Raw genomic sequence first — 18,606 nt, 5'->3', positions numbered from 1 at the left:
TCTGGGGATGGGGATTACTAGGGGGGTGTTTGTGAGGGGGTCGGGGATTATTTGGGCGGTTAGGTTGAAGATGGTGGCGACGAGTTGGGGGGTGACTACTTCGGTGGGGGTGCCGGTGGCGGCTACTTGGCCGTCCTTCAGGGCTATTAGGTGGTCGGCGTAGCGGGCGGCGAGGTTTAGGTCGTGGAGGACCAGGACGATCGTCTTGTGGTGTTGGCGGTTGAGGTCTTGGACGAGGTCGAGGATTTCTAGTTGGTGGGCCAGGTCCAGGAAGGTGGTTGGTTCGTCCAGGAGCATGGTGTCGGCGTCTTGGGCTAGGGCCAGGGCGATCCAGACTCGTTGGCGTTGGCCGCCGGACAGTTCGTCGAGTGAGCGGTCGGCGAGGTCGGCGACGCCGGTCGCGGCGAGCGCTGAGTTCACCACCTGCTCGTCCTCGAGAGACCATTGGCGGAACCAGCGCTGGTGCGGATGCCGGCCGCGACCGACGAGGTCGGAGACGGTGATTCCCTCGGGTGCGACTGGTTGTTGCGGGAGCATGCCCAGTTGGGTTGCCAGTTGGGCGGCACCGACTTTGGCCAGGTTGACGTCGTCCAGGTAGACGGCTCCGCCGCGCGGGGTGAGCAGGCGTGCGAGTCCGCGGAGGAGCGTGGACTTGCCGCTGGCGTTGGCGCCGACGATGACGGTGATCTGCTGGCGCGGGATCAGCACCGACAGTTCGTGTACGACGGCACGACCGTCGTACGCGAGTGTCAGTTGGTCTGCCCGGAGTTCGGTCATGTCAGCCTCCTCGGCCGATGCGGTTGGCGCGGGCCATCAGGATGAGCAGGTACGGCGCTCCCAGGAACGCGGTCACGATTCCGACCGGCAACTGGGTCGGCGCGAAGATCTCCCGGGCGACGAGGTCGGACGCGACCACCAGCAAGGCACCAAGAGCACCGGCCGTCAGCAGCCCAGCAACGCGTTCGGCCACCAACCGGCGAGCCATTTGCGGCGCCACCAGAGCGACGAACGCGATCGGCCCCGCGGCCGCAGTCGCCAACGCAGCAAGGGCAACCCCGACCGCGATCAGTACCACCCGGGACAGCTCGACGCGACCGGACAATGTCCGAGCGAGGTCGTCGCCGAGTTCCAGCAACCGGAGTTGCCGAGCACCAGCGATTGCCATAGGCAACAAGATGACGAGCGCGGCCCCGATCAGTACGGCGTGCGACCACGTGCGGCCGGCGAGACTCCCGGCCAGCCACTGCGATGCGCTCTTCGCCGTGTAGATATCGGCCAGCGTCAGCAGATAGGCGGTGGCCGAGCCGATGATCGCCGTCACGCCGATCCCGACGAGGACGAGCCGATAGCCGGAGACCCCATCGCGATAGGCGAGCAGATAAACAGCGGTTGCCGCCAGCAACGACCCCAGCAAAGCACCACCCGGAATCCACCCACTACCAAGCACAGTGATCATCAGTACGGCGACCAGCGCGGCCCCCGCGTTGACCCCGATCAGGTCCGGGCTCACCAGCGGATTGCGAGCGAGCCGCTGAAAGATCGCCCCCGACACGGCGAACGCCGTACCGACACCGATCCCCACCAGTACTCGCGGCAGCCGGTTGTTGACCACGATGTCGTTGAGGATCAGCGTGCCGTTGCCCGAAAGCGTCTCAAGCACCAACGCCAGCGGGATCTGATAATCACCCCGGGTCAGCGAGAGCGCTCCGACCGCCAGCGTCAGCACCCAAGCAACAGTCGACCAGACCACGCTGGAGACATCCACCCGCGTCGAGACCGGACCAACCCGCAGTGTCTTCACAGCGCGGCCAACCGGCGACGACGCACCAGCGCGATGAATACCGGCGCGCCAATGACCGCCGTGATGATCCCGACCTGCAGCTCATCCGGCCGCGCCACCAAGCGCCCGACAACATCCGCAAGCAACAGTACGGCGGGCGCCAGCACCATCGACCACGGGAGAATCCACCGATAGTCCGCACCAACGAGTGTCCGCGCGACATGCGGTACGGCGAGCCCCAGGAACCCGATTGGCCCAGCGATCGCAGTCGCCGTACCAGCCAGAACCACGACCGCCAGCCCCGCCAGCACCCGCACCAACGTCACCCGCGTACCCAACGACCGAGCCAGCTCATCACCCAGCGCAAGCTGATTGAGCGACCTCGCGAGAACCAACGCCAGAACGATGCCCACAGCAATCAACGGCACCGCCTGACCGAGCACCGGACCGGTCGCCAGGGTCAGCGATCCGACCACCCAGAAGCGGAATTCGTTCAACGTCGACAGATCAAGCAATGTGATCGCGGAGGTCACCGACCCCAGCAGCGCGGAGATCGCCGCTCCCGCCAGCGCGAGCTTCACCGGCGTCGCGCCACCTCGCCCGATCGCGCCGACCAGGTAGACCACCACGGTCGCCACCAGCGCACCGCCCATCGCAAACCACACGTACCCGGTGAGGCTCTGCACGCCCAGCGCCCCGATCGCCCCGACCACGGCCAGCGCCGCCCCGGCGTTCACCCCGAGAATCCCCGGATCCGCCAAGGGATTCCGCGTCACGCCCTGCATCAACGCACCCGCCAGCCCCAAAGCCGCACCAGCCAACAACCCAGCACCGGTTCGCGGCAGACGCAGATAGCGGATCACCCGGTCGTTGTCACTCCCGGTGAAATCAGCCAGCGCCAGGTAGACGTCATGCGCCCCGAAATACTGGTTCCCGACACTCAGCGACAGCAGGACCGAGACCGCGAGGACGGCGACGCACAGGAGCAGTCCGGCCGCTCGCCACCTCATTTGAACAGGTCAGCGTGAATCGTCCTGGCGATGTCCTCAGTCGTGTACGCACCACGCACCCCGGCCGAGTGGTTCGCGAACAGCCACGGTACGACGTGTTTGTTGCGGACCGCCTTGAGGTTCTGAAACGCCGGGTTCGCGAGGATCTTGTCCACCTCGGGCTGTGTCGAGGCCGGCGTCAACGCGGCATCGCAGCACCCGCTGATCAGGATGTAGTCGGGATTGCGCTTGATCAGCTCCTCGACGCCGATCTTCACGTTCCGCTTGGCGGTCAGGTCGGCGAAGACGTTCACCCCACCGGCCTGCTTGATCAGCACGGTCCCGAAGTCCGGTCCGCCGGAGACGGTCAATCCGCCGCCCTCCATCCCGGGCCGCAGAATCGCGACAGTCGGCTTCGGCGCGTTCCGCACCTTCGCCTCGACCGCGGCGATCCGCTTCTGCTGATCGGCGATCACCGCCTCGGCCCGATCCTGGACCCGGAACAGCTTGCCGAGGTCGCGCAGGTCGGCGTACACGTTGTCCATCGTGACGCTGGCCGGGTCGATCGCCTCGTCGCCCTTACCGTCCGCGGTCGGGCAGAGCGGGCTGAAGATCCAGGTCTGGACTCCGAGCTCGCCCAGGCTCTTGCGGCTCCCGAAGCTCTCGTCGCTGCCACCACCAGCGCTGAACACGTCGTTGAACCCGGACAGCACGAAGTCGGGGTTCGCCGCGAGCAGCTCTTCGCGGCTGGGCAGGTTCTTGTAGTACTTCGCCTTGGCCTGCGCGCTCGCGTACTCCGGAAGCACCTCGGCATCCAGGTACGCCGTACCGACCAGGCGATCGGAGATTCCCAGCGCATGCGCCATCTCGATGGCCGGCTGGTACGCCGCGAACACCCGCTTCGGCGGACCGCTGACGGTGACGTCGATCCCGCAGTTCTGCACGGTGATGATCGATCCATGCGGCCTGGCCGCGGTGGACGTGCCACAACCGGCAAGCAGGCTCAAAAGCAGGACAGGGACAACGGATTTGCGCAGCACAGGACCGCTCCTCCAGCACCTCGTGGACGGATCACATGCCGTGGCCGGTCTCCTGGCTGACGGGACTGCATCCACCGGCCTGGTCTTCCCAGCACAGGGCCAGTGACCTCCCTCAAGAGGGACTGCCGGTGAACTCCCGATCACAGTGGCGAGGGCCGCTCCGGCATCACACCGGCTTCCCGAGCACCACGGCGCCGCCACAGTAACACCGGCGACTGAGTCGCAGGTTCAGCGGTACTGCGAGAGCATCGCGAGCGCGAACTGGGTCATCGTGTCCGGATTGACCGCCCGCGCCGGCAACGGCACCAGGTCGACCAGCTTGTTGTCGCCGAGCCGGATCGTGGTCCGCCCGGTCGCGGTGTCCACGTAACCCTCGTCCCCGAGCGGAATCGCCTGCGCGGTCGGCGTCTTCCGGATCGCGGTCATCAGCGCGACCGCGTTCGGCGTACGACGTACTGATGAAGACAGCACGCTGTTCGCGGAAACCCACCCGCAGACCAGGTCTCCGAGCTCGGTCTGACCGTCCCGGCGGATCGACGCAGGCGCCCCCATCACCTTCGCGGCGGCCGACGACCCACGCTCACACTCCGACCGAGTGATCAACGGCTCCGCCTCGGGCAGCCCGGGCGCCTGCCGAACCACCTCCTGCCCCAGTACGACGTACTTCGCGAGCGTGGCTTTCGGCCCGGAGACCTTGTACAGGCGACCGTCGAACAGGAACACCACCGACGTGTCGTTTCCGAAACCTCCCGCACCGACAACCGCGGGCTTCCCCTTGTACGCCTTCTGCGCGGCAGCCAGCGTCGCTTTCGTCGCCGCCTGCACTGACACCCCGACTCGCAGGACTGGTCCGTTCGGACTGGTACTCAGACCGAGCTGACACGTGTCATACGTCGCCGGTACGCCGAAATCGGCCGGCGGTGCCTTGGGCTGAATCTGCACGACCGGTACGGCGAGTGTCGCCTGCACCAGCGGTTGGTCCATCCGAATGCACAACGTGTCGGCCACCTTCGCGGTCGGCGGCGTGCTGGGCGTCTCGGAAGGAGGTGGTGTCGACGGAGGAGTCGTGCTGATCGACACGAGCGGCGGCACGCTCGGTGCGGTCTCCTGCCCGGGTCCCCCACACGCACTGGCGAGCACTGCGACAAAAGCGAGCGGCAGGATACGCATAGTGCGCCAAAGCCTACGCTTCGTCCGCCTCCGCCGCGGCCCGGAGATCGCGTTCGCGCACCGCGTGCTCGTCGGTGCGAGCGTCGTACCGCCAGAAGTCACGCAAGGCCGCGCCGGTGGCCGCGACGCCGGCCACGCAGAGGATGCCGCCGCTGACGATCGACGTCCGGACGCTGGTCAGGTCGGCGACCAGACCGGACCGGGCCTGACCACCGAGCGGGCCGAGCATGTAGGACAGCATCTCGATTCCGGCCAGCCGACCACGCATCTCGTCCGGGATCGTCTGGTTCCAGATCACCGAACGGAACAGGCCGGAGACCATATCCGCAGCACCAGCGAAGGCGAGGAAGACGAGCGCGAACCAGATGTTCGGCGCCAGACCGGCGATTCCGATCGCCGCACCCCAGCAAGCGGCCGCCATCACGACGGCCCGGCCGTGGTGATGGACGCGGCGGCTCCAGCCGCTGGTCAGGGTCGCGATCAGCGCGCCGACCGCCTCCGCGCTGTAGAGCGCACCGAGCAGCTTCGGTTCCTTCAGCACCTCGGTGGCGAACGCCGGGAAGAGCACGATCGGCATCGCCATGAACATCCCGACCATGTCGACGACGTACGTCCCGAGCAGGTCCTTGCGGCGCGCGGCGTACGCGATGCCTTGGCCGATGACGCGCAGGCTGGGTGGTTGGGAGTGCTCGCCGACCCGGTACGGCTTGAGTCGCAAGTACATGAGGGTTGCGATCGACAACCCGGCCAGCTCGATACCGAACGCCCAGCTGATCCCCGCCGTACCGACCAGCACACCGCCCAGCGCGGGGCCGACCAGCTGACCGGCCTGCATGGTCAATGCGTTCAGCGCCACCGCGGCCGGCAGCTCGGAGTGCTTCACCACGCGCGGGAACAGCGCGTCGCGGCTCGGCCGCTGCAGTGAGGCGGCGATCGCGTTCAGGGCGCCGCAGACGTAGATGATCCAGACCTGCGGATTGCTCAACAGCGCGTTGCTCAGCAGTACGGCGCACACCGCGACCTGCGCGATCCCGGTGAAGATGAGCATTTTTCGGCGATCCACGTGATCGGCGAGCGCGCCGCCGTACAGGCCGAAGACGACCAGCGGAACGATGTTGACCAGGCCCATCGCGCCGACCGCGAAGTTCGAGTGGGTCAGCGAATACAGCTGGTACGGCAGGGCGACGTACCCGAACATGCTGCCGAGAAAGAAGACCGAGCCGGAGACCATCAGGATCCGGAAGTCTCGCGAACTACGCCACGGAGTCAGGTCGACACGCAGCCGGGCCAGCCGCGTTCGGAAACTTGCTGCCACCGGCACATCCTGTCAGCAGATCGCCCCGGGCGAAGAACCCTTTTCTCCCTACCGTGGAACCGATTGGTTGCCCTCGGCGTCAATCTCCCTGAATATCCCCAGGACAGACGGAGAAACCGGATGATCTCGACCAAGTCGGTACGCACCAAGGTGTTCGCCACCCTCGCCGCGGGGGCCGCCGCCGGTGCCACCCTGCTTGCGCCCGTGGCCGCCCAGGCCACGACCAGCACCGTCACCGCACCCACCGCGGTCACCAAGGCCGCCGCGGTCTCGGACGTCCTCCTGCCGGGCCAGAAGCTGAAGGCCGGCAACTACATCCGCTCCAAGAACGGCCAGTACACGTTCCTCATGCAGTCCGACGGCAACGCGGTGCTCTACAAGGGCAAGACCGCGCTGTGGTCGACCGCGACCAACCGCAAGGCCTCGGTCCTGGTGATGCAGAAGAACGGCAACCTGACCGTCGTCTCCGGTAAGACCATCGTCTGGCAGAGCAACACCGGCACCAGCCCGAACGCCCGGCTGGTCGTCCAGAACGACAACAACCTGGTGATCTACAACACCCGGAACAAGCCGAACTGGAGCCGCTACATGGTGGTCGGCACGCTCGGGATGAACCGCGTGCTGAAGTACCCGGAGTTCATGACGTCGGTGAACCGCACCTACCGGGCGTACATGCAGGGTGACGGAAACTTCGTCCTCTACAAGGGCAAGACCCCACTGTGGAGCACCAAGACCCAGAGCAAGGGCGCCTTCGTGGCCATGCAGGGCGACGGCAACCTGGTCGTCTACAGCGCCGCCAAGAAGCCGCTGTGGGCCAGCAAGACCACCCGCAAGGGCTCGGTTCTGGTCCTGCAGAACAGCGGCGACCTCCAGATCGTGAACGGCCGCACGGTGGTCTGGCGCACCAACACCGCCGGCCGCTGAGAAAGTTTTCCGCCGATTTTCTTCGGTGAGTGAACTTTCTGGCTTCTCGAAGCGTCTTTACTGGTAGCCGCGGCACCCGGGGCGGGGTGTCGCGGCACCTTTATGCCCAGCAAGATTCCGGCCAGTCATCAACTGGTTACCAAGGGCAACAATGCGCTGAGGTCGGTGCGCTCTCCACTCGCCCGGAGCTTCCCGGTACTCCGCGCCTCGGGCCAGGTGGTTCGGCCGAGGGCGAGCTCGATCCACAACTCGGCCGGCAACTCGACCATCGCGCCCGGCGTACCGCGGGTGTGGCGCGGACCCTCGATGCACTGCACAGCGCCGTACGGCGGGACGCGGACCTCGACCGCATGTCCGGGCGCTTTGGCCACCAGGAGCTTCAGCAACTCCTTCGTCAGCAGTTTCAGGTCGGGCCGCTCGGCCGTGCCCGCGTCGTACCGCTCCAGGGCCTGATCAAAGGGCGTGCTCACGACGAGCCAGCGTACGCGTCAATTGTGATCGCGCCCCCTTCGTGGTCGATAATCAGAACGGAGAAACGGAAGGCGAGGTCGGGATGCTCACGCCCAGGCACCAGGCACTGCTGATGACACTGGCGGGGATGACCGTCGGTGTTGCAGTCTTCGGCACAGTGCTGGCGATCAACGGCAACGGTGACGACAAGCAGTCGAACAAGGTCGTGACCAGTCAGACGCCTCCGACCACGACGCCCCGCGGCGACGGCCTGCAGGCCGACAGCCTGCAGTACACGGCGCAGACCTTCGGCACCGAGAAGAATCCGGTCTCCGCCGAGGTCCCCTCGACCTGGAAGGTCACCCAGGACGGCCAGCGGCCGCGGTTCCTGGACCCGACCGGCGTCTGGCAGATCCGGTTCGACACCCGCGGCAGCAGCAAGTCCCCGGACCGTCAGGTGAGCGACCGCGAGCGCAGCATCCAGGAGCGGCAGCTCAACGTTCTCAGCCGCGACAACGGCACGCTCGTCTACAAGTACGTCGACGACACCCGCGGACCGCGGATGGGTCTGTCGCGCTGGATCTCCACCGACAACGGCGACAGCACGGCCGTCGAGATCACCGTCGGCGGCCGCCCGCAGGACGAGGCCGCACTGCGGGCCGTCCTCGAGCGCGCCACCCAGACGCTCCAGGTGTCGACCAACCGCCCCAGCTAGCAGCTGATATCGGCGGTCGGGGCCTGGCCCTGCAGCAAGTAGGTCTCCACGACGTTGTCGACACACTGGTTCCCGGCCTTGTAGCCGGTGTGCCCGTCGCCGTCCCGCGTGACCAGTACGCCGCTCTCCAGCTGCCCCGCGAGTCCGACGGCCCAGGCGTACGGCGTGGCCGGGTCACGCGTCGTACCGACCACGACGATCGGTTTCGCACCAGCGGCCTTGATCGCGTGCGGCTTGTCCTCCGGTTTGACCGGCCAGTTCGCACAGGCCAATGAGCCCCAGAGCAGGAACGAACCGAACCGCGGGGACGCCGCCTTGTACTTCGGCTCCTCGGACTTGGCCTGCGCGACCGAGGTGATATCCGGGCGGTCCACGCAGTTCACCGCGTAGATGACCTCGTTCTGGTTGTTCGCATAGCCGGAGCTCTCACGCTCGGTGTACTGGTCGGCGAGCGCGAGCAACCGCGCGCCCTTACCCTCCAGACCGTCGAGCACCGCGTCCTCGAGCCGCGGCCACAGGTCCTTCGCATACAGCGGATAAATGACTGCGAGTACGACGATCGCCTGCGTGACCTCGCGGTCGCCGTCCCCCGGCAGCGGGTGCGCGTCGCTGTCGTCGATCAGCTTGTCGACCTTGGCCAGCACATCGGCCTTGCTGCTGCCCAGCCGGCACTGCCGCTGCGCGCACTCCTCGGCGAACGCGTCCAGCGCGGTGTCGAACCCCTTCGCCTGCGCGATGTTGTTGTCCTGCGATGTCTTCGACGGGTCGACGGCACCGTCGAGCACCAGCCGACCGACGTTCTTCGGGAAGAGTTCGGCGTACGTCGCGCCCAAGAAGGTGCCGTACGACATGCCCAGGTAGTTCAGCTGGGCGTCGCCGACGATCCCGCGCAGTACGTCGATATCGCGGGCGGCGTCCTTGGTGCCGACGTGCGGCAGGAGCTCACCCGACTGCTGCTCGCACCCGTTGGCCAGCGTCTTGGCCTCGTCGTTCAGCTCGGTGATCTCGGCGTCGTCGTCCGGGCTGCCGTCGGCGGCGATGAACTTGTCCAGCTGCTCGGTGTCCAGGCAGTTCACCGGCGTCGACTGGCCGACACCGCGCGGATCCCAGCCGATCACGTCGAACTTCCGCAGCAGCGACTGCCCCAGCACGAACCCGGCCGAGGCGGCGAACTCCACACCCGACCCACCCGGTCCACCCGGGTTGATGAACAGGGTCCCGATCCGGCCGACGCGGTCGCGGGCGAGCACCTTACGGGCGCTCAACTCGATCGTCTTACCGGCGGGCTTCGTGTAGTCCAGCGGCACCTTGATCGTGGCGCACTGCTGGTTGTTGCCGCAGCGCTTCCAGTCCGGTCGCTGGTTGTAGAACTGCTCGAGCCCCGCGGGGATCGGACCGACCGGACCGGCCGACGGCTTCCCGCTCGGCCCACCGCCATCGGAGTCCGCATCCTGCGCCCGGCTCGCCACGCCACATCCACTCAGCAGTACCGCGAGAGCGGCCACAACCACGGTCGTCCTGCGGAATCTCACTGCTCAGGTTCTCCCTCTTCGTGGTTCAGGCGGCGCCGGCGGCGGGGTTTGCGCTGCCGCCGCTCCTCGGTCGTCTCCGCAACTGCCTCGGGTTCCACGACAGCGGGCTCGGGTTCCGGCTCCCGGCGTACGGCGGGGGCCGGCAGCTCGACCGGTACGGCGTCAGGTGTCGTCGTACTGGAGGCTTCGTACTGCTGGCGCGGCGAGCACACGTCCGCGCGGCTGCAGGCGCAGCGCCGGCCGGAAGCCGCCAGCCGGACCACGACGGTGTCGCTCGGCACGTTGTGCCCTACCACCACTCCATCACCCGCGGGGGTCTCCACGGCGGTCCCGACGGCCGGGGCCTTCGCGTTGTACTCCTGGTAGAGCGGGTGCTCGTACTTCAGGCAGCACATCAGCCGCCCGCACGCGCCGGAGATCTTCAGCGGGTTCAGCGGCAGGTCCTGGTCCTTCGCCATCCGGACGCTGACCGGCTCGAAGTCCTTCAGGAACGTCGCGCAGCACAGGTCCCGCCCGCACGGCCCGATCCCGCCCTGCAGCCGGGCCTCGTCGCGCGCGCCCACCTGGCGAAGCTCGATCCGCGCCCGCAGCCCACGGGCCAGATCCCGCACGAGTTCGCGGAAATCCACCCGGTGCGGCGCGGAGAAGTACACGATCACCAACTGGTCGACATCGGCCCGCCGGTCGACGAAATCGATCCCGACCACCTTCATCGGCAGGTCGTGCTGGCGGATCAGCCGCTTGGCGATCACCCGCGCATCGGCCCGGCGCTGCCGGTTCTGCTCGTCGCGGTCGAGGTCGGCCGGGGTCGCGATCCCGTCACACAGTGGCAGCCCGCCGATCTCCTCCGTGACGAACTGCGGTGCCCACACACACTCGGCGACCTCGGGACCGTCGTCGGTCGGGACCAGCACCTTGTCCCCGACCCGCGGTCGATGCGGGCCGGGATCCAGGTAATACAGCCGCCCGTACCGCTCGAACGACACCGCCATCACCATGCCCACGCGGTCAGCGTACTTCTCTACCTAACGTTTGGTGCCTTTGACTGTGCCGATCAGGCGCTCGTCGGTCGGCGCGAAGGCGGCACAGACGACGAGCCGGTCGTGGTCTTCCTCCCACAGCTCCTCGTCCGGAACCCACCAGCCGAGGGTGAGTTCGGAGTCGGCGGAGGGCTTGCCGACGTAGGTGCCGAACTCGTCGGCACACCGGTTCTTCCCGGTTCGATCGACCTGGCTGTCGCCCGGGTACGGCCCCTCGGGGAGGGTGACGTTGGAGACGATCTCGCCGTCGTGCGCGTTGGCGCAGTCCTGGCGGGTGACCTCGTCGGTGTCCACGTCACCGTTGAAACACTCACCGACTGCCAGGTCGTCGACGTAGGTGTAGGACGAGGTGGTCGAGCGCGGATACGGGGCACCGTAGTCGTCGTTCTGTCCCTCGGCCCACACGCCAAGCGCGACCAGGGCGACGATCAGCACGGTGTAGCCGATGGTGAGCACGCCGCCGGTGATGATGCCGGCGATCGCCATCCCCTTGCCGTCCTCCTGCGGCCGGCGCTTGAGCTGCACCAGCGCCGCGATCCCGAAGCCGACGCCGAACGGCGCGGAGATCCCGGTCGCGAACCCACCGAGCCCACACACCAGCGACGCGATCGCGAACGAGTTCGTCTTGTTACCGGCCTGCCCCGGATACCCGTACCCGTAGGCCGCCGGAAACCCACCCGGCCCATAAGGCGGTTGTCCCCCGTAAGGCGCCGGCCCCGGGGCCTGCCCATACGGCACCGGCACATGCGCCGGCGGCTGCCCGTACGGCGGCTGGGTCGGCCCGTACGGCGGTTGCGCCGGCGGCTGCCCGCCGTACGGCGTCGGACCGGTCGGCTGGCCGTATGGCGACGTGCCGGGCGTGGATCCGGTCGACGGCTGGCCCGGCGCAGCCCACCCGGACTGGGTGGGGAGCGGCTGGGTCGCCGGAGGCTGCACGGGGAGCGGCAGGGTCGGGTCCGACGTCGGGACGGGTTGGGTCGCGTCGTCGTCCGGGCGTGCGTAGTTCGGGAAGGACCTTGGCGTGTCCTGTGGCCGGTCCGGTGGTGGACCGTACGGTGGTTGACTCACGACTTCCCCCAGGTGTTTCCCCCGCGCACCCTGCTACCGCTGCGATCCGCGCATGCTACCGCTCAACCGGGTCCCCGGCATCCCGACCAGGCACAACACGTTGCCGTCAGCAACAGCACGATCCTGCAGGACCACGTAGTACATGTCCAGCTCCGATTGTTCGTACGGCGTCCCGATGAACGTCCCGAACGCCGTCGTACAGGCACTGGTCGCGATCGTCTGGGTCTCGTCCGTGGTCCGTCCGGCCAGGTCGGCCCGCACCTTCGCGTAGGCCTCGCCGCTGTGCTCGGTCCGGCAGTTCGCGATCCGCGCCATCCGCAGCGTGGCCGCCTCCAGGTCCGCGTCGAAACAGCGCCCGACCTCGACCTGCGCGATCGGGACCGTCCGCCCGATCCCGTCCCGCAGCTGCCCGTACAACCCGAGCGCCACGGCAACCCCGGTGAAGATCGCCCAGCACAGGCACACGATCAGAGCGCCGTACGCGAACCGCTTCCCGCGGCCGCCGCTGCGCTTGATCCGCCGCAACGCGATCCCCGCGAGCACCACCGAAACCGGCACCAGCCCCGGCAGACTCGTCACCAGCGCCGCCACGGCATACCGGTCCTGCCGCTGCTGCGCCGGCGTCGGTACGCCGTCCAGCCACGACTCGGCCGACGGCAACGACGGCCGCGCAGGCTGGATCGGGGAGGGCGGCTGGCTCATGTGGGTCCGTTCGGCGGTTCTGCCGAGCGAGCTGTTTTGCCCGGACATACGGACATCGCGCCGACTACCCTCGGTGTTACAACGGCTGTCCAGTCATCGGACGGCGATCTCAGCCCTCGAACAGGCCGATCGTCATCGCCTCGAGTGCCAGCAGCGGCGCGACGTTCGTCTCGATCGCCTCGCGGCAACCGGTGATCGCGGCCAGCCTACGAACCGTTTGCTCCGGCGTGGTTCGACCGGCCAATGCATCGATCTGCCGGGTCAGTTCGGCGTTGATCAGCTCGGTTCCCGCCTTGGTCTGCACGACCAGCACATCGCGGTACAGCGCCATCAGATCAACCAGCGACCGGTCCAGTACGTCGCGCTCCCAGCGCTTGGCCCGTGCCTTCTGCTGATCCTCGAGCTCCTTCAAAGCCGCGTTCGCCTCGCGCGGCTTGGCGCCCTTGGTGCCCACACCGAGCGCCTGCTCCAGCGCGGCCCGCTCCTTCTCGTCGACCTTCTCCGCGCTCGCCTTGGCCTCTTCCTTGGCCGCCTCGACCAGCTGCTGAGCTGCCTTCAAGCAAGCCCCGAGATCCCGCAACGCGAACGGCACCTCGAGCACCTTCGACCGCCGCGCCCGAACCTCTTCGTCCCGTGCCAATGCCCGGGCCCGCCCGATGTGCCCCTGCGCGGCCCGCGCCGCGAACCCGGCCAGGTCCGCGTCGATCCCGAGCTTGGTCACCAGCATCTGCGCCACCGCGTTCACCGGCGGCGTCCGCAGTACCAGCAGGCGACACCGCGACCGGATTGTCGGTACGACGTCCTCGACCGTTGGCGCACACAGCACCCACACGGTCCGGGGCGCCGGCTCCTCGATGCTCTTCAGCAACGCATCCGCGGCCTGCTCGGTCAGCCGGTCGGCGTCCTCGATCACCATCACCTGCCACCGGCCCTGCGTCGGGCTCATCGCGGCCCGGCGAACCAGCTCCCGGATCTCGCTGACCCGGATCGACAGCAACTCGGTACGGATCAGCGACACATCGGGATGCGCCCCACTGAGCGCCGTACGGCACTCGTTGCACTCACCACAGCCGTCCTGCTGACACTGCAAGGCCGCCGCAAACGCACGCCCCGCATTCGACCTGCCGGACCCCGGCGGCCCGGTGATCAACCACGCATGCGTCATCCCGACCACCGCGGCCCCGGACTCACCCCGCACCACCGCTGAGGCGCCGTTCACCGCCTTCTGCAGTACGGCGACCGCCGGCTCCTGACCCACCAGGTCGTCCCAGACCGTCATCAGTTCACCTTCGGGAGTATTGGCTGCAGGCGGGCGCGGATCTGCTCGGCGATCTGCTCGCGGTCCTGGGTGGCATCGACGACGAGGTAGTGCTGGGGTTCGGCCGCGGCCAGCTCGAGGAACGCCGTCCGAACCCGCTCGTGGAAGTCGGCCGACTGGGCCTCGATCCGGTCCCGCTCGGCGAACCGGCCGAGTCCGTTCTTCGGCGGCAGGTCGAGCACGATGGTCAGGTTCGGACGGAGGTCGTCGGTGGCCCAGCGGTTCACCCGCTCGACGTCCGACAGGTCCAGGTCGCGCCCGGAACCCTGGTAGGCCAGGGCAGAATCGACGTACCGATCGGTGATCACGACCGTGCCGGACTTGAGCGCGGGCTTGATCACCGAGTCCACGTGCTCGGCCTTGTCGGCCGCGTAGATCAGCGCCTCGGCGCGATCCGAGATGTCACCGGTGGCCGGATCGAGAATGATCTCCCGCAGCTTCTGACCGAGCTCGGTCGCGCCGGGCTCGCGTGTCAGCAGAACCTGCTGGCCCTGCTCCTCCAGCCATTTCACGAGCAGCGCGGACTGCGTCGACTTGCCCGCACCCTCACCGCCTTCGAGCGCGATGAACAGCCCGGTGGTCGGATAGACCCCCGGCGTCTTACCGAAGCTCCGCCGCAGATCCCGCCAGAACGGTACGCCGGGTCTGTCGTCCATCTGCCGCCAGGCCAGCAACCCGATCACGCCGGCCACGACCGCGGCGATCAGCATCGTCATCGAGGCGCCGTTGTAGGTCACCGAATGACCGGAGATCGAGTATGTGTGACGCCCGATCGCACCGGCCACGAACGGCGCGATCGCCAACGTGACCGCGAGCACCGTCCGCACGGCCGACTGCACGAACGCGAACGTCCGGCCCCGCACCGCATCCGGAACCTCGAGACCGAGCAGGGTGTACCCCGAGACCCAGGACGCACCGGCGTTGAAACCGAGCAGGATCGCGATCATGGTCGCGATCTCGATCTGCTGGATCAGCGCCAGCCCGGCCAGGCAGACCCCCGAACCGACCAGACCGGCCGCGAACAACCGCCGGCGCGACAACCCGGAGAAGATCCGCGGCGCGAACCCCATCCCGAGCGCGAGACCACCGAAGACGGCTCCGAACAGAACGCCGTACCCGGGGTCGCCGGCTTTGAGGTCCTCGACATACGTGCGGCCGAGGCCGATCACGACCGCACCGGCCGCGAACGCGCCGGAGATCCCGACCACGAGGCCGCGGACGACCGGCGTACCGGTCACGTAGGACCAGCCCTCGACCATGGTCCGCCACAGCGTCGGGTGCTGCTCGTGCTCGTGGACCGCGCGACCGATCTCGCGCACCGACACGATCGCGAGTGCGGAGATGACGAAGGTCGCGCCGTTCACGTAGACGGCGAGGTCGATCGCGAAGTCGCCGGCCCAGCGGCTGACCAGGGTGATCGCGGTGAAGATCGCCGCGGCCGGTAGTGCTGTCCCGTACGTCGTGATCAGGCTCAGCTGGTTGGCCGCCTCGAGGCGGTGCCGGGGCACCAGGTTCGGCACGCTGGCGTCCTTGGCCGGACCCCAGACCAGGCTGACGATCTCGATCAGCACCGTTGCCACCAGCACCCAGGTGAGCGTGCCGACGATCGGGATGCTGATGAAGAACGCGGCCCGGATCAGGTCGCCGATGATCATCGTCGCCCGTCGATCCAGGCGGTCCGCGACCCAGCCGGCCACCGGACCCATCACGAGAGCGGGCAGGACGCGCAGGAACAGCACGCCACCGATGGCGAAGTTCGCCGCCTGGTAGTCGTCACCGGCGAACGACTTCGCCATCGCGGTCAGCGCCAGCAGCCCGATCCAGTCGCCGAGACTGGACAGCCCGAACGCGATCCACAGCCGCCGGAACGCCCGGATCCGCAGCACCGCGCGCACATCGTGCGCCGGTGCAGGATCGGTCAGCGGGTCATATACCTCCGGCACGCCGCCAAGACTAGTCGGGTCGATGGACAGCTTTGTGCAGCGCGGTCGTGAGGACGTCGAGGGCCGCCTTCAGCTCGACCGGCGGCGGGTAGCCGAAACCGAGGCGGAACACCCGCGGCTCGTCGGTGAACCACTCACCCTCGGCGAGCCGGATGCTCAGCTCGTCCCAGGCCGCCCGGAACCTGGCGAGGTCGACCTGCGGGCGGATGCGGACGCAGCACAGCGCTCCGGCGTCCGGGCGGACCCACTCGACCAGGTCGGCGTTCGCTTCCACCCATGCCTCGGTCGCCGCAACCCCCTCCGCCAGCCGAGGACGCCGTACGGCGAGGATCTCGTCCTGCAGCTCGAAGACGCGGGCGGCCAGCGCCTCGGTGATCGGTGAGCCGGTCACGACCGTGCTGAACTTCGCGGTCACCAGGCGCTCGACCAGATCCGCGTCCGTGCTGATCGCCCAGCCGGTGCGGAGTCCTGCGGCGCCATGGCACTTCGAGAGCGAGGCCACCGTCACCACCTTGTCCCCGAGGGTGAGAGTCGACTCTGCGATCGGATCGTCGCCGTACGAGGCGGTGCGGTAGGTGTCGTCGACCAGCAGGTACGCCTCGGGGCAGGTGGTCGCCATGGCTTGGTAGATCTCGCGGAACACGCTGAGTGGTACGGCGACACCGGAGGGGTTCTGGGGACTCGCCAGACTGACCAGCTTGGTCTCAGACGTGAGCTGTTCAATGACATCGGCCGCCTGCAACTGGTAGCCGTTGTCGAAGGTCAGTGGGATCACTCGGACGTCCGCACCGACCGCATCGCAGACATTGCGGGCCATGGGGAACAGCGGTGCGGTCGTAACGACCTGACCGCCGTTGTCTGCCAGCAGAAACGCCAGCAGGAAGATCGCGTGCTGCCCGCCGATCGTGACGACCACCTGGTCCTTTTCGACTCCGTGTGCGGCAGCGATCGCGGCTCGTAGCTTCGGATCGCCCTGACTGGTGCCATAGCCGAGCTCCAGCTCGGTGAGCTCCGGGGTGAGCAGGTCGGCGAGGCGCAGCTCCGGGCCGTAGCTCTCACCGAGGTCGTGCTGCGGGTGGGTGTCGGACAGGGTCTGGATGGGATTGCGCACGAAGTTCGCCATGTCTTCGATGGTCTGGTGCCGGGGCTGGCCATCCCAGAGCCAATCCGGCTAAATTGGTTTGGCAATGAGACCAATCGAGCTCTGCGACCGTCTGGGACGCTGGTCGTCCGGCCGCGGCCCGCTGTACGTGCTGCTCGCATCACGCATGCGAGCGCTGATCGACGATGGCGAACTGCCCGCCGGTGCGCTGCTCCCGCCCGACCGCACGCTGGCCGAGGCACTGGCCGTCGGCCGCACAACCGTGGTCGCCGCTTACGACCTGCTGCGCTCAGAGGGCCGCATCGTCCGCCGCCAGGGCAGTGGGACGCGTGTTGCTGGCACACCGGTGGCGTCCGAGGAGCCGCCGGCCGATCCGATCTTCCTGGGCTCACTGGAGACGCGGGACGACGGCGTACTGCTCGCCATCTGTGCCGCACCCGGCGAACCACCACCTGAGCTAGCCGAGGCTTACACCCGGATCATCCCTGAGCTCACGGCAATCAGCGGCGACATCGGCTACTACCCCTACGGCCACCTCGCACTCCGTACGGCGATCGCCGCCCGCTACACCCAGTACGGCGTACCGACTGTGGCTGACCAGGTGCTCGTCACGAACGGCGGTCAGCAGGCACTGTCCTTGCTGTCGCACGCACTGGTGTCACCGGGTGATCAGGTGCTGTCCGAAGCACCCACGTTCCCCGGAGCACTGGAGGTGTTTCGCGAGCAAGGCGCAGTGCTGCGCGGACTGCCAGTGGGACTGGACGGCTTCGAGAGCGCGGTGCGGGTACGGCGTCCGGCCTTGGCTTACGTGATTCCGACGTACCACAACCCGACTGGCGCAGTACTCCCCCGACTCGACCGACAACGCCTAGCCCGCGCCGCGGCAGCAGCCGACGTACCGCTGATCGAAGACGAGGTCCCCGCAGACCTGGGGTTCCCCGGACAGGACCGCCCGACCCCACTCGCGGCGTACGGATCATCAGTCATCTCGATCGGTTCACTCAGCAAGAGCATCTGGGGCGGCCTCCGCATCGGCTGGATCCGCGCCGCAGCCCCCTTCATCACCCGCCTGGCCCGCCTCCGCGCCGTACACGACCTAGGCGGCAACGTCCCCGCCCAACTCGCCGCAGCCCACCTGGTCCCTCTCCTCGATGGATTGAACGTAGGCGCCACTCTCCAGTCCCGCCACGCCCACCTGACAGCACTCCTCGCGGAGCACCTCCCCACCTGGCACTACCCCACCCTCACCGGCGGCCAAGTCCTCTGGATCCGCCTCCCCACCGGCGACGGCAACTCCTTCGCCCAAACCGCCCTCCGCCACGGCATAGCCGTCCTCCCCGGCGCCGGCCTAGACCTAACCGGCCAAAGCCCTCACTACATCCGCCTCCACTTCCACACCCCCGAGACCACCCTCACCGAATCAGTAACCCGCCTGACCGCAGCCTGGCACGCCTACAAACCCCCCACCACCGCCCCCATCCCCACCCGCCCAGCCATAGCGATCTGAGCTCCTAGGCT

At 67.9% G+C, this 18,606-nt stretch carries 17 protein-coding genes and 1 riboswitch; of the genes, 3 read left to right on the top strand and 14 right to left on the bottom strand.

All coding sequences use genetic code 11. From position 1 onward, the window contains the following. The 6 genes from ABD231_RS18490 to ABD231_RS18465 all read right to left on the bottom strand — a co-directional run. Nucleotides 1–777 (bottom strand): ABC transporter ATP-binding protein (locus ABD231_RS18490; RefSeq protein WP_344153003.1); only part of this gene is annotated, 777 nt, incomplete at its 3' end. Between the two features lies 1 nt (nucleotide 778). Beyond that, nucleotides 779–1,801 (bottom strand): FecCD family ABC transporter permease, encoded by a 1,023-nt coding sequence (locus ABD231_RS18485; RefSeq protein WP_344153000.1) that lies wholly within the window; start codon nucleotides 1,799–1,801, stop codon nucleotides 779–781. Further along, nucleotides 1,798–2,790 carry a FecCD family ABC transporter permease gene (locus ABD231_RS18480; protein ID WP_344152997.1) on the bottom strand — a complete coding sequence of 331 codons (993 nt, stop codon included), beginning with the start codon at nucleotides 2,788–2,790 and terminating at the stop codon, nucleotides 1,798–1,800. The genes ABD231_RS18485 and ABD231_RS18480 overlap by 4 nt, the downstream gene beginning before the upstream one ends. Further along, complete coding sequence (locus ABD231_RS18475; protein ID WP_344152994.1) at nucleotides 2,787–3,809, bottom strand: ABC transporter substrate-binding protein; 1,023 nt, start codon at nucleotides 3,807–3,809, stop codon at nucleotides 2,787–2,789. The genes ABD231_RS18480 and ABD231_RS18475 overlap by 4 nt, the downstream gene beginning before the upstream one ends. 25 nt (nucleotides 3,810–3,834) lie before the next feature. After that, nucleotides 3,835–4,015, bottom strand: a riboswitch (cobalamin riboswitch). 22 nt (nucleotides 4,016–4,037) lie between these two features. Next, the gene (locus tag ABD231_RS18470) at nucleotides 4,038–4,979 is read right to left on the bottom strand and encodes a hypothetical protein (RefSeq protein ID WP_344152991.1); all 942 of its coding nucleotides are present in this window, start codon (nucleotides 4,977–4,979) and stop codon (nucleotides 4,038–4,040) included. A gap of 13 nt (nucleotides 4,980–4,992) precedes the next feature. Then, entirely contained in the window at nucleotides 4,993–6,294 is a 1,302-nt protein-coding gene (locus ABD231_RS18465) for an MFS transporter (RefSeq protein ID WP_344152988.1), read from the bottom strand. Between the two features lie 120 nt (nucleotides 6,295–6,414). Between ABD231_RS18465 and ABD231_RS18460 the strand changes: the two genes are divergently transcribed. Beyond that, nucleotides 6,415–7,218 carry a hypothetical protein gene (locus tag ABD231_RS18460; protein ID WP_344152985.1) on the top strand — a complete coding sequence of 268 codons (804 nt, stop codon included), beginning with the start codon at nucleotides 6,415–6,417 and terminating at the stop codon, nucleotides 7,216–7,218. A gap of 128 nt (nucleotides 7,219–7,346) precedes the next feature. On the opposite strand, the gene ABD231_RS18455 is transcribed toward ABD231_RS18460, so the two are convergent. After that, entirely contained in the window at nucleotides 7,347–7,688 is a 342-nt protein-coding gene (locus ABD231_RS18455; RefSeq protein WP_344152982.1) for a sterol carrier family protein, read from the bottom strand. A gap of 83 nt (nucleotides 7,689–7,771) precedes the next feature. Here ABD231_RS18455 and ABD231_RS18450 point away from each other — a divergent pair, with 83 nt between their 5' ends. Then, nucleotides 7,772–8,383 (top strand): hypothetical protein, encoded by a 612-nt coding sequence (locus tag ABD231_RS18450; protein ID WP_344152979.1) that lies wholly within the window; start codon nucleotides 7,772–7,774, stop codon nucleotides 8,381–8,383. Here ABD231_RS18450 and ABD231_RS18445 read toward each other — a convergent pair. The 7 genes from ABD231_RS18445 to ABD231_RS18415 form a co-directional block, all read right to left on the bottom strand. After that, entirely contained in the window at nucleotides 8,380–9,915 is a 1,536-nt protein-coding gene (locus tag ABD231_RS18445) for an alpha/beta hydrolase (RefSeq protein WP_344152976.1), read from the bottom strand. The genes ABD231_RS18450 and ABD231_RS18445 overlap by 4 nt on opposite strands. Then, entirely contained in the window at nucleotides 9,912–10,913 is a 1,002-nt protein-coding gene (locus tag ABD231_RS18440) for a PSP1 domain-containing protein (protein WP_344153617.1), read from the bottom strand. The genes ABD231_RS18445 and ABD231_RS18440 overlap by 4 nt, the downstream gene beginning before the upstream one ends. A 27-nt stretch (nucleotides 10,914–10,940) precedes the next feature. Next, nucleotides 10,941–12,023 (bottom strand): DUF4190 domain-containing protein, encoded by a 1,083-nt coding sequence (locus ABD231_RS18435; protein WP_344152973.1) that lies wholly within the window; start codon nucleotides 12,021–12,023, stop codon nucleotides 10,941–10,943. A gap of 33 nt (nucleotides 12,024–12,056) precedes the next feature. Beyond that, a complete protein-coding gene (locus ABD231_RS18430) occupies nucleotides 12,057–12,725 on the bottom strand; it encodes a DUF4190 domain-containing protein (RefSeq protein WP_344152968.1) in 669 nt (222 codons plus the stop codon). Nucleotides 12,726–12,834: 109 nt separating this feature from the next. Continuing rightward, nucleotides 12,835–14,004, bottom strand: coding sequence for a DNA polymerase III subunit delta' (locus ABD231_RS18425; RefSeq protein WP_344152965.1), 1,170 nt, complete (start codon nucleotides 14,002–14,004; stop codon nucleotides 12,835–12,837). Beyond that, nucleotides 14,004–15,986 carry a dTMP kinase gene (gene tmk / locus ABD231_RS18420; protein WP_344152962.1) on the bottom strand — a complete coding sequence of 661 codons (1,983 nt, stop codon included), beginning with the start codon at nucleotides 15,984–15,986 and terminating at the stop codon, nucleotides 14,004–14,006. Before tmk ends, ABD231_RS18425 begins: the two co-directional genes overlap by 1 nt. Nucleotides 15,987–15,996: 10 nt before the next feature. Further along, on the bottom strand, nucleotides 15,997–17,109 hold the full coding sequence (locus tag ABD231_RS18415) for a pyridoxal phosphate-dependent aminotransferase (protein WP_344152960.1): 1,113 nt from the start codon (nucleotides 17,107–17,109) through the stop codon (nucleotides 15,997–15,999). 64 nt (nucleotides 17,110–17,173) lie between these two features. Here ABD231_RS18415 and ABD231_RS18410 point away from each other — a divergent pair, with 64 nt between their 5' ends. Further along, complete coding sequence (locus ABD231_RS18410) at nucleotides 17,174–18,595, top strand: aminotransferase-like domain-containing protein (RefSeq protein ID WP_344152958.1); 1,422 nt, start codon at nucleotides 17,174–17,176, stop codon at nucleotides 18,593–18,595. The last annotated feature ends 11 nt before the right edge of the window (nucleotides 18,596–18,606 follow it).

This window comes from Kribbella yunnanensis, assembly GCF_039529655.1.
GTDB lineage: Bacteria > Actinomycetota > Actinomycetes > Propionibacteriales > Kribbellaceae > Kribbella > Kribbella yunnanensis.
Note: the sequence above shows the minus strand (reverse complement) of the source record. Positions and strands in the feature narration are given on the sequence as shown.